At 36.1% G+C, this 11,579-nt stretch carries 11 protein-coding genes and 1 pseudogene; 8 read left to right on the forward strand and 4 right to left on the reverse strand.

The window, feature by feature from the left end; genetic code table 11:
- From BJN41_RS12710 to BJN41_RS12725, 5 genes and pseudogenes are all read left to right on the forward strand, one after another.
- Positions 1-752 (forward strand): annotated as a pseudogene (locus tag BJN41_RS12710) (SAM-dependent methyltransferase); the annotation flags it as partial.
- On the forward strand, positions 749-1,693 hold the full coding sequence (locus BJN41_RS12715) for a BsuBI/PstI family type II restriction endonuclease (protein ID WP_070155623.1): 945 nt from the start codon (positions 749-751) through the stop codon (positions 1,691-1,693). The pseudogene BJN41_RS12710 and the gene BJN41_RS12715, both read left to right, overlap by 4 nt.
- 111 nt (positions 1,694-1,804) lie before the next feature.
- Positions 1,805-2,335: a hypothetical protein gene (locus BJN41_RS12720; RefSeq protein WP_070155637.1), complete on the forward strand. Its 531-nt coding sequence runs from the start codon at positions 1,805-1,807 to the stop codon at positions 2,333-2,335.
- The gene (locus BJN41_RS15565; RefSeq protein ID WP_158006188.1) at positions 2,332-2,472 is read left to right on the forward strand and encodes a hypothetical protein; all 141 of its coding nucleotides are present in this window, start codon (positions 2,332-2,334) and stop codon (positions 2,470-2,472) included. The genes BJN41_RS12720 and BJN41_RS15565 overlap by 4 nt, the downstream gene beginning before the upstream one ends.
- 463 nt (positions 2,473-2,935) lie before the next feature.
- Positions 2,936-3,283 (forward strand): hypothetical protein, encoded by a 348-nt coding sequence (locus BJN41_RS12725; RefSeq protein ID WP_070155624.1) that lies wholly within the window; start codon positions 2,936-2,938, stop codon positions 3,281-3,283.
- 217 nt (positions 3,284-3,500) lie between these two features.
- On the opposite strand, the gene BJN41_RS12735 is transcribed toward BJN41_RS12725, so the two are convergent.
- The gene (locus tag BJN41_RS12735) at positions 3,501-5,441 is read right to left on the reverse strand and encodes a relaxase/mobilization nuclease domain-containing protein (protein ID WP_070155628.1); all 1,941 of its coding nucleotides are present in this window, start codon (positions 5,439-5,441) and stop codon (positions 3,501-3,503) included.
- Positions 5,438-5,764 (reverse strand): plasmid mobilization relaxosome protein MobC, encoded by a 327-nt coding sequence (gene mobC / locus BJN41_RS12740; protein WP_070155639.1) that lies wholly within the window; start codon positions 5,762-5,764, stop codon positions 5,438-5,440. The genes BJN41_RS12735 and mobC overlap by 4 nt, the downstream gene beginning before the upstream one ends.
- An 870-nt stretch (positions 5,765-6,634) precedes the next feature.
- On the opposite strand from mobC, the gene repM reads away from it, so the two are divergent.
- Both repM and BJN41_RS12750 read left to right on the forward strand, forming a co-directional pair.
- Positions 6,635-7,537: a replication initiation protein RepM gene (gene repM / locus BJN41_RS12745; protein ID WP_070155630.1), complete on the forward strand. Its 903-nt coding sequence runs from the start codon at positions 6,635-6,637 to the stop codon at positions 7,535-7,537.
- A 63-nt stretch (positions 7,538-7,600) separates the two neighbouring features.
- Positions 7,601-8,158 carry a plasmid replication DNA-binding protein gene (locus BJN41_RS12750; RefSeq protein ID WP_070155632.1) on the forward strand — a complete coding sequence of 186 codons (558 nt, stop codon included), beginning with the start codon at positions 7,601-7,603 and terminating at the stop codon, positions 8,156-8,158.
- 203 nt (positions 8,159-8,361) lie between these two features.
- Here the strand turns inward: BJN41_RS12750 and BJN41_RS12755 are convergent, their stop codons facing one another.
- Both BJN41_RS12755 and BJN41_RS12760 read right to left on the reverse strand, forming a co-directional pair.
- Positions 8,362-9,312, reverse strand: a complete 951-nt coding sequence (locus BJN41_RS12755) for a sensor domain-containing diguanylate cyclase (protein ID WP_070155634.1) — start codon at positions 9,310-9,312, stop codon at positions 8,362-8,364.
- A 235-nt stretch (positions 9,313-9,547) separates the two neighbouring features.
- On the reverse strand, positions 9,548-9,877 hold the full coding sequence (locus BJN41_RS12760; RefSeq protein WP_004641881.1) for a four-helix bundle copper-binding protein: 330 nt from the start codon (positions 9,875-9,877) through the stop codon (positions 9,548-9,550).
- A gap of 724 nt (positions 9,878-10,601) precedes the next feature.
- On the opposite strand from BJN41_RS12760, the gene BJN41_RS12765 reads away from it, so the two are divergent.
- Positions 10,602-11,579: Eco57I restriction-modification methylase domain-containing protein (locus tag BJN41_RS12765; RefSeq protein ID WP_070155635.1), on the forward strand; the 978-nt coding region annotated here is incomplete at its 3' end.

The following is an 11,579-nucleotide window of genomic DNA, read 5'->3' on the forward strand; positions in this document are numbered from 1 at the left end:
TTAAAGGTAAACAGCAGTCAGACGTTCAAATTTCTCAATCTAATGACCAGACCTTCCGTGACTACCAAAGCAAAACCGTCCCTTTTGTTGAAGTCATTAAACCTAATGATCCAGAACTATTTATCCGCATTGCTACGAACGGGCAGCCTCAAGAAGAAAATAATACGTTTTTTGCCGTTTCATTAAATGAATTGGGAATATCTGTAAGCACAGGACCAATTGTGTCTCACAGAATGAAAGAGTTCTTAGAGCAATCGCCTCAAGATGGAGCTGTTCCATTATTTTACCCACATCATTTCGTAGATAAGCAACTTCAATATCCAAAAGAGCATAAGAAGCCAAATGCTATTAGGGTTACACCAGATTCACAGAAATGGCTGCTACCGAATAATGGCTTTTACGTGATTGTCAGACGATTCAGCTCTAAAGAAGAAAAACGACGAATTGTTGCTAATGTCATAGATCCTAATATGATTGATACAAAATGGATCGGGTTTGATAACTGTTGGAATGTATTTCATATAAAAAAACAAGGCTTTGACTATGAAACAGCAATGGGGTTAGCTTGTTTTCTGAATAGCAGCTTATTGGATAGCTATTTCCGTATTTTCTCAGGTCATACTCAAGTAAATGCGACCGATCTCAGAAACATGAAATATCCATCCCTTCAAAATTTGCAGCTTTTAGGCAAAAAATACGACATTAAAATGAATCAAAAGCAGATTGATAACCTTCTCGGGGAGATTAAGTGAATAATCAAGATACAAAGCTGCAGCAAGCATACGATATCCTTGTCCAATTAGGCATGCCGCGCCAACAACTTAATGAACGTACTGCTCTCTGTCTACTCTGTTTACTTGATATGACACCTGAAAAATTATGGAACCAAGCAAGTAACCCTTTAGTAGGTATTACACCTATTATGAGCTGGTCACGAGAGCACTATCAAAGAGAATACGCTCCAAATACACGAGAGACATTCCGTAGACAATCGATGCACCAGTTTATTGAAGCAGGAATTTGTCTTTATAACCCTGATAAACCTGATAGACCTGTTAATAGCCCTAAAGCTGTGTACCAAATTGAATCCAATTTGCTTAAAGTTCTTCAAACTTATGGAACAGAGCAATATGCAATCATGCTACAAAATTACCTGCAGCAAAGACAAACTCTTGCTCAAATGTATGCACGAGAGCGTGAAATGAATATGATCCCATTACAATTAACAGATGGTCAAACTATTCTACTTTCAGCAGGTGACCATTCTCAGCTCATCAAGGATATTGTCACCGATTTTGGTGCTCGATATGTTCCTGGAGGAGCATTAGTTTATGCAGGTGATACAGGTAACAAGCATGGGTTCTTCGATGTTGATCTACTAGCATCTTTAGGTGTGCAATTAGACAACCACGGGAAACTACCAGATGTTGTTATCTACAATCCTGAGAAAAATTGGTTATTCTTAATCGAAGCTGTTACCAGTCATGGGCCTGTAGACCATAAAAGATATGGGGAATTAAATACACTATTCCAAAACTGTACCGCAGGTTTAGTTTTTGTCTCTGCTTTTCCCGATACCAAAACTTACGTGAAATATAGTGGTGTTATTGCATGGGAAACTGAGGTATGGATGGCAGATAACCCATCTCATATGATCCACTTCAATGGCTCAAGATTTATGGGTCCTTATTAACATTTTCATAGAAAAATTGACAGAGACTTCAATTTTATATTGGGCTATATGGGGTATTCACTAGATATCTCATATAACTTAAATAAACAATTTAACGAACTTATAAACATAATGACAGAAAATATTGATAAAAAAGAGCTATATAAGGTTTTATGTGAATATCAAAAAACTCAATTTGAGGATGAAAAATCTCAATATTTCAAGTTAGAAGATAAGTCATCTAAATACCTGACATTTCTTAATATTTTTATACCATTATACATTTTTTGTTTTACTTATTTTTTAAAAGACCTACCAGAATCTACGAATTCTTTTCTGAAATACTTGCTGATTAGTACAGTCGTATTATCTTTGATAACTTTCTGCAGTGCATGGTCACTAATTTTTAGAAGTTTAAAACTTATGTCAGTACCTAAAATGCCATCTGATCAAAATTTGATGAACCTTTACTACAAAAATACATTATCAGATCTTTACCTTTATACTGCTGATAGATATAGACAAGCAATTGATGTATATAAGTCAGTAAACAATGAAAAAATTAAGCTTATTAATCGTACATATTCAGATATAGCTTTTGGAAGTTGGATATTTGTGATATCAATTTTAATGTTATTAATTATCAAGGTTATAGAATCATGAATGACAAAACTAAACCAACAGCTAGCACAGACAATTCACCTCCAAAGATTATCACTGGACCAGATATTTCCCTTTCTCAAAACAGTGCAGATAAAGTAAAAACAGAAACTAAAATTATTTCAGGAAACCGAAAATAATTATTTCTCAATGGCATAGAAAAAAGCGCATATTTATATGTGCTTTTTTTATCTTATATCCTGCTCGATCATAATTCAGATTTATTTAACATAAAATCTCTTATACGAAATTCAGATGTAAGCCACTGAATAGCCAACGATTTTATAGACACCTTTTAGTTAGATTTTTTCAGTTTTTATAAGAACTACTGATTAGGACCTTGACGCCCTGCTTTTTACTGGATAATCTTATTTTAACGCAGCAAAATCTGTGTCCAGGCGTGAGAACCTGATAAAATCTAGGTGCAATTAAATGTCGCACTTGCGGCTATTTTTTTGCCTACTGTTAAGCAGTCCCTATGGTAGCTTAGCAGGGCAGCTTCGTGCTGGCTGATCCTAGATTCAGTATTCTCACCCCTGTTAAGTTGCCTCCATTGCCGTGAGAAGTGATGGAGATAATTAAACTCTTATCTAGGAAACTGCTATGCATATTAAATTCAATGATGCAAACCCATGCATCCCAAAAAACCTCGCTAAACAACTGATTGTCGAAAGCGCTAAACTTCTGAATCATCAACAACGCCAAGCCTTGCTCGATATTTTCATGACTTTAGATCAGGCGGAAAAAACAGCTGAAAAGACACTTCAGCAACATGCTGTAGCGCAACAAAGCACCCACAACTTTTCTCAAGATCACGAATACCAAGAAGACAATCAGGAATATTGGTCAGGTCATTACTATGATTCTTACAGTCAAGAATATCCGGAAGATTGGGTAAAACGGACTCAGTCCACCCCACATCGTCATAAGCTCCCTAGAACTACTTACTGATCGTGGGGGGTTCCTCTTTAAAAGTAGGCATCATAATCCGAGCTACTCGACAGAGTTGGCTCGGATGAATACCGGGGAAACTGAGGGATTTGAGAACCTGATTACAGTCGTTGAACTGCATATTAAAGAACTCAATACCTCTGCCTTTCAAAATGTGTTTCCTGATATTGGCTTTCATCAAATTTATATTCAAATCTTTCATTTCATTAATCCCTCTTTACATTTCACAATCCAGTCCTGAACTGCGCTCAGCAGCCCGTTGCTTTGCTTGTAGCTCTTTGCGCTTATCTAACTCATCTAGAGCCTTGAAGATATATCCTGGATTAAATCCGCTAACTTTTGTTGATACTGCTCGACTGAGTTCATTCTCTCGCTGATTTGGTTCGCCAGTGGCTTCGTTTGCTTCTCTATTTCTGCTTGCACCAGGCTCGGCAAAATCTCCCTTAACAAGCTTCTCAATTCTTCTTGTACGTCTAAAGAACTCACCAATTTCGTCACATGCGTCTTTAAAACGGTCGCCAATTCGTTCTGTAAAGCCTCTGAAAAATGCTCTGAGACTGTCTGCTCTGAGAGTTTTTTCACTATTTCCTGATAGCGTTTGACGATCTGCACTTCTTCCTCGCTCTTTTTGAGTAAGATCGCTGTGTAATCTTCTAGTTGCTGCAAGGCTTTCTCGTGCAATCCTAGTGCTTTCTGCTGCTCTTCCAGCTGCTTCAAGGCCTTCTCTTGCTGCTGCTGTTGCTGCTCGATAATCTGCAATAACTGTGCTTCGAGATCCATTTATTTCTTCCCTTTGCTGCTTTTGATCTCGTAAATGTCGTTCAGCAACTTCCTGTATTCCAGAATTTTTTCCTCTGTGACTCGCTCTATCTGCTGTAGACGCGCTTCTTTGGCTTGGATCTCGCTGTACTTGCTCGTCCCTGCGTATGTCATCAAAATGATGCTGATAAAGGCGATAAGTGCTACTGAAATCAAGACTATATTTGATGAAATAAGGGCCGTTTTTAAATTGGATTGCTTTGCTATTTCTTCGCTCAAGCGGGTGGACTCTTGCAAGATCTCCTCTAAGCTCTCGACTTGCTTCTGGCAGGCTGCCTGAATTTCGGTGATTGCTTCTGTATGTGCTTTCTGCAACGTCTTCTTGTCTGTTGTAATCTGCTCGATAATCTCGCTCGTGGCTTCGCTCTGCTGATTTTTCAACGCCTCCTTGTTGGTCAAGATTTGGGTCTTTAGCTCTTTCGTGGCTTGCATGTCCTGCTTTCTCAAGCTCAGCGTCTCTTTGCTGATACTTCTGCTGAAATTCTCGGATCTTGCCGTCAATTTGTTCTGCGTATCGCTGAAGATTTTCTCTATAACGCTTTCGAGCTTCTCTTCTGTATCGTTCTGACGCTTCTGCTGTAAGGCTATCGCCCTCTGCTCCAAATCTAAAATTCTGCTCATAAATAGCACCTTCTAAGCGAATAGGGCGTGAGTTTTCATCGCCATAAGGATTTTTAATTGAAATTGCTTTTGCTGTTTCTTTAGTGACATCTAACCCAAGATCAATAAGCCACTGTTTCATGCTCTCACGGTCAGTAATAAAGCCTTCTTCAATTTGTTTTTTTGCTGCTACATCTAAAACTCTTTTGATGTCCGCTGTATTTTTTGGCAGGCTTTTCTTAGTTTTGATGTCTTGGCGAAACATCGGATCGTCTGGATCATGTAACTGATGCTCAAAGTTAATAATCTTCTTAAACAGATCAACTCTGGGCATATCGGCCTCATGATAGAAGGGCTGTAGCCGGTTTCCTGTCAGGATTTCAGTGTTTGGAATCAAGAAATTTAACTCAAGCCTGCGCTCCCCTGTTTCCTCGTTTATCTTGTCCCGATGCTCAATCCAAAGCACTCGATACTGATCTGAACTCATACCTGGAAAAAGACAGTGCTCAAAATCGGCCATGATTTTGCGCTTGGCTTCATCTGATAAATCGCTCTCGTAAAAACTCAGGCATCCGGACGTATATTTTTTTGCAAAAGGCGAACTGTCTATAAGTCCTGCAACTTCTTGCTCATTACCACTTAAAATTTTTGCATGCTCACGGTCGCGCTTTTTCCCAAGAAAGTAATCAAGCGGCCCTTTTGAAAGTCCAGCGCCATATCTGAAAAATTCGACAATCATTTTAAGTCTCGTCTCAGTGCTTCAAGGTTTTCATTGATAGCAATCAACAGGTGAAACAGTCTCACAGCATCAAACGGCTCACCTTTAGCAATATCAGTATTTAAAGCTTTTGCGACCTGATTAATGTTGTTACCAATTCTTGAAAGTTCGAGTAAAAACTCTCGATCAAGTTTTGTATAAACCTGCTTTTGTTCTCTCCCGCCTACTGCTGCCATAGCTGACTCACGCAAGAATCTAGCGACATTTTCAACATTCCCATCTCTTAGTTTTTGAAGCTCGGTATCTGACATTCTCACCTTGTAAACTTTGTTTCTCGTTTTCATTTTCGACTCATGCTGCTTTTGCTTTTTACCGCCAAGCTTGTCTTGGCGGTCGGGGGGTTTCGGGGTCTCCCTGAACAAGGTCATAGAACCAATTTTTGAGCGAAGCGAAAAAAGGGGTCTCTATGTATCCTTGCGTTCCAATACTGATTCACCTGACGTTAGCAGAAATAAAAAAAACGAATCCCCGATAGTGGTGTTTTTGAATTTTTTTTCTGATGCTAATAAATGAATAAACTTTTCAGGCGTGTTCAAGAACAGAAAGTAACTAGTGAACTGGTATGTTTCTGAGATTCTGATGTGAAGTGTTGAAAGAGATAAGGCTCATTTTTATCTGTATGCGGCAATTTGAGTCCTTCCGGTAGATCCAGAGCGAGTGTCTACGAGCGAACTTACAAAATTTGCGCCTATACCCTCTGAAAAACAGCTTTTTAGGCTGTGAAGCCTAAATAAGCGTAAATTACATGCAGAAAATTGAGTCTAGATCGAGCGCAGCGAGTAAAAAAGCTCTATGAGCGAAGCGAATTCATCGTGCTTTTGCTTTTTATTAAAGTCACAACCAGATGAGCCAAAAAATTGCCCCGACGAATCGAGCGAAAGCGAGATTCAATAGAGTTTGAGCGAGTGAAACGAAGCGAAAACCAAGGGCAATTTTTCAAATGTTCTTTTTTAATTATTTTTAAATCTTTTAAATCTTTTAAGTCCTCTGTAACCCATATATAGCAAGGGTTTTAGAGATTAACTATGAGGGATTGACTACTAACTATGATGGATTGACTACTAACTATGAGGGATTGACTACTTAATCATGAGGGATTGACTACTAACTATGAGAATATTATAGTTCTCATAATTTGTTAAAAAGTATAAATAATGGGCTTATCTAAAAAAGAGTTAATCGTTAAATCAAACCAAGTCATTGAAGCGTCATACCAGCTAAGCTCAACAGAGCAACGTATAGTTTTAGCAGCTATCAGTAAAATTAGTAGATATGAAGAAATTACAGATGATGAAATTTATCGAGTTACAGTTGATGATTTAAAAAATTTAGGTGTCCATGAAAAAACAGCTTATAGAGATCTAAAAGATGGTGTTAATCGTTTATATGACAGGTCGATAAACCTAGCTATTGATGATGAATCTATAAAAATGAGATGGGTTCAATCTATACGATTTTTGGAAAGTAAAAGCGTTGTCGGACTTAGATTTTCTAAAGAGATTTTACCGTTCATTTCTAATTTAAGCCGTGAATTTACGAAGTATTCTTTATCAGATATAGCTGGTATGAGTAGTGCATATGCAATACGCATCTATGAGTTATTAAGCCAATATCGATCCATAGGAAAACGTGAAATCTCTGTTGAGAGTTTACGGAAGATGCTGGAACTCGGCAAAAGATACCCTCTATTCGCTGATTTAAAAAGATGGGTTATTGATACCGCAGTAGACCAAATAAATGAGTACAGCCCTTTAAACGTAACATATGAGCAGAAGAAGACTGGACGTAAAGTTACTCATATTCTGTTTTCTTTTAAAGAAAAGACCAAAAGCATTAGCCACCAGGATACAGATATAGCAAAAGATTTTTATAAGCTGACAGATGCTCAAATCAACATGTTTGGCAATCAACTTTCTCGCTTACCAGAACTATCTTATTTGGCTGTTGGAAATGAAAGTTATGAAGCACTAGCTTCAAAAATCAAAGAGATGCTAAGAGATCCAACACAACAAAAACAATTCATTCCACACTTAAAGAACTTGGGCTTTAAACCTTGAGTGTATTGGAGAATACACATATTGTATTCTCCAATACGTTTTTAGAATACACAGCAATACACTATGAATACAGCTACAAAATACAGTGTTAGTGATGCTGCAACTCTGTATAAAAAATCTAGAGCTACACTCTATAAAGACATAAAAAACGGGGTATTAAGTCGTGATCATGATGGCTTTATAGACTTTTCAGAATTACTTAGGGTTTATGGGGAACCATTTGGAGCAAAACAAGTAAAACATATCGATACGTCTTCAATACAAAATCAAAATACACCCGAATACATAGATAAAACAGTTGTAGAACTGAAGAATCAGATCGATTTCTTGAAAAAACAATTAGAGAAAGCCGAAGATCGGGAAGCCAAGGCGAATGCTCGTATCGATACGCTTCTTACACTCATTGAGATGAAGCCCCCTCAAGCCAATATGACTACGTTTACCGATCCGAAATCTAGCCAAGATATAGCAACGGATCCTCGGTCAGAACCTGAGCCGAAACATGACGGATTGACTACTCCAGAAAAAACGGAAAATAAGCGGATTCCAGTGCCTAAACACATTGAACCAGAGCCTGAAAAAAGAGGCTTTTGGAGCCGTTTTTTTAGACCCTATGATTAACCACGATTGTTTAACTGAGATGAACAAAGTTGTGGAACATTGCTCAGTTATTGATCGTGGAACGTGAAAAATCACAAAAAAAGCCCACCTTGGGGAAGGTGGGCTATCAACTAGAAACTACAGCATTGATTTCTATAGATAATTATAACGCATTTCGTATAAGGTGTATTATGTTAATTGTAGGAAAACTTAATTTTATTACCTTATTGAGACATATCTTTGATTTGACGTTTATGTCTATACATTTGCTTATCTGCTTCAACTACTGTTTGTTGTAAATCCGTCCCTGGTTGACGTGCTGCAACACCAATAGCAGCATTAATTCCAGCCTGTTTTAAGGATTCTGAAATTCGATTTGCTAGTTTTTGAGTATTTTCTAAGTTAGTTTCAATATTTAAAATACCAAACTCATCTCCTCCTAAACGTGCAACTAAATCATTAGAGCGCACAGTTCTTTTGATAATTTGGACTGTTTCTTGAATCATCTGATCACCTTTTAAATGACCAAATTTATCATTTATATATTTTAAATCATTTAAATCTATGACAATAATTGTTGTTGAGTGTCCGTAAATTTTACACCGACTTTCTTCTAAATCTAAAAGTTTATCCCAAGCACGACGATTGAAAGCTCCTGTTAAGTGATCTGTTAGCGACTCCATTTCAAGTTTTTCGCTAATTCTTTTTTGTTCATTTATTTTAATTTCGTTCTGTAAAATTCGACTGAGTAATAAACTAAATAATTCTAATAAATCACTATATTGTTCTATACTTTTAGGCTGTACTGATGGATCAATAGCACATAATGTACCGAAAACAGAGCCATCTTCATTCAATAAAGGTTGACCTATATATGCATTTATATCCACTACCTTATTAATTCCAGCCTCTTCATATAATGGAATTTTTTTTGAATCATGTGCTATACGTGGCCCTTTGCCTAGTACCATCTTAGAACAATATGAATCAGCCCAATTAAAAACTTGTCCTGCTTTTACTCCATATCCACTGTCTTTAGCTTGAAGAACTATCCAATCATTACCTTCTGTACGAGTAATCATCCATAAATTAAAACCTAAGTGATTATGTAAATACTCTAAAATGGCTTTACCAGCATCTTCAAAATCTCTAAAGTTTTCATCAAAAAGACTCATAACTACTCACTATCAATACTTTAAAAATTTATATAACTTTATTTTAACAATAGTTTTATTTAAACTATTTTATTTAAAGATGAATTTACAAATTTCATAGATATAATATATTGTAAAATTTATTTTTCTTAATATTTTTTACGATATATTCTTAAACGACTCTATATAGAAGGCTCTAGACTAGCAGAATGATTATGTTAGTCTAGAGCCATATAATTAACATTATTGAAGTATTTTACATGGCAATTTTTCGACATTCTTCTGCACACTGACGGCAAGCCTCAGCACATTTTTTACAATGATCATGTGAATGTTTTTCACACTCTTCCGCACAATATTCACAGATCTTAGCACAAAGCTCACAAATCTCTTTGAGGAAAGGTGAGTTATGTTGTTGCATACGCACACATAACTGACAAATATCTGCACATTCTAGACAACGTTGAATACATTCACGCATCATCTCTAAATCTTTTTCTTTTAAACAAGAAGTTGCACATTCAGTACAAATAAGTGAACAGTTTGTACATGCAGAAATACACTCTGAAAATTCCGTATTAATCATTTTTTACTCTCAACTTATATAATCAAAGAAATAATTAAAACATAATTTTTTTCTACTAATTATTTTAAATTATTAGTAAATGTAATACATAATGTTAATTTATATGAATAATGTTAATTTTAACTAAATCTTATTTATATTCCAAATTATTAAAAAACAGTTTTTAATTAGGATAGATGATCAAGTATCAAAAGCAGCTATTCTTAAAATAACTGCAATAATTTTATCACTTTAAAAATAGATTTTCCCTCTATTTAACATAATGGCGATTATACGCAATACACTTGTATATTAATATAAATATCAATGACTTAAAAAATTCACACCAACCCAAAAATGCCCAAAAAGCCGATTTTGAAACAAGTCGGCTTTTTTATGAGCGGTTTTGATAGTTTTTGCCAACACTTTTGCTCAAAAAACACTCAAAAACAAGAATCACATACACTCTATAAGGCTTTCAGCCTAAAAACAATCCACAATTTTTGCGGATAAACCTTGGGGTAAGTTTTGAGCAATCTTGTAAGCCAAAGCTGACATGAATTAGGGACCATCAGGATGTCGGGCTTTTTTATTGCCCAGATATTTATAAATCAGGTTTATAAAAAGTTGATTGAATGACGGATTTTATAGAACTTAAAACTAGATCAAACAGCTATCAAAAATAAGCATCTTTTTCCGTTTATACTTACGATACTTTTGTTTCACTAGGTCAGCAATACAAACCATGAATCTTATGACTGTCGAACACATAAGAAAGACTACGAATGCTAAGCTAAATCCCAAGAAAAAATCTGAACTTGGGCAATTCATGACGCCTAGTGTTATTGCTGAATATATGGCAAGCCTATTCGACGATCACAAAAAAGAGATAAAACTTCTAGATTGTGGAGCAGGCATAGGATCATTGACCATTTCTGCTGCAAAAAAACTTAAAAATATTAAGTTAGTAGATCTCTGGGAAATTGATCCCATCATGCGAGAACAATTAGAAGTTAACATGCATGCTATAGATATTAACTTTTCTATCTATGCTCAGGACTTCATTTTAGGGGCTGTTGAAAATATATTTTCTGACAAAGGAGAGCGATACACTCATGCAATTATTAACCCTCCATATAAAAAAATTAATAGTAATTCAGAACATCGGAAAGAGTTGAGAAAGGTTGGAATTGAAACCGTTAATCTTTATTCAGCATTTGTTGCATTAACAATTCAACTCATGGAACAAGATGGGCAAATTGTAGCGATTATTCCAAGATCATTTTGCAATGGTCCTTATTACAAGCCATTCAGAGAATTAATTTTGAAGGAGTGTTCTATAGAACACATTCATATCTTCGAAAGTAGAGACATGGCTTTTAAAGATGATGATGTTTTACAAGAAAATATCATCATTAAACTGATTAAAGGTAAACAGCAGTCAGACGTTCAAATTTCTCAATCTAATGACCAGACCTTCCGTGACTACCAAAGCAAAACCGTCCCTTTTGTTGAAGTCATTAAACCTAATGATCCAGAACTATTTATCCGCATTGCTACGAACGGGCAGCCTCAAGAAGAAAATAATACGTTTTTTGCCGTTTCATTAAATGAATTGGGAATATCTGTAAGCACAGGACCAATTGTGTCTCACAGAATGAAAGAGTTCTTAGAGCAATCGCCTCAAGATGGAGCTGTTCCATTATTTTACCCACATCATTTC

It is taken from the genome of Acinetobacter towneri (assembly GCF_001758345.1).
GTDB classification, from domain to species: Bacteria; Pseudomonadota; Gammaproteobacteria; order Pseudomonadales; family Moraxellaceae; genus Acinetobacter; species Acinetobacter towneri_A.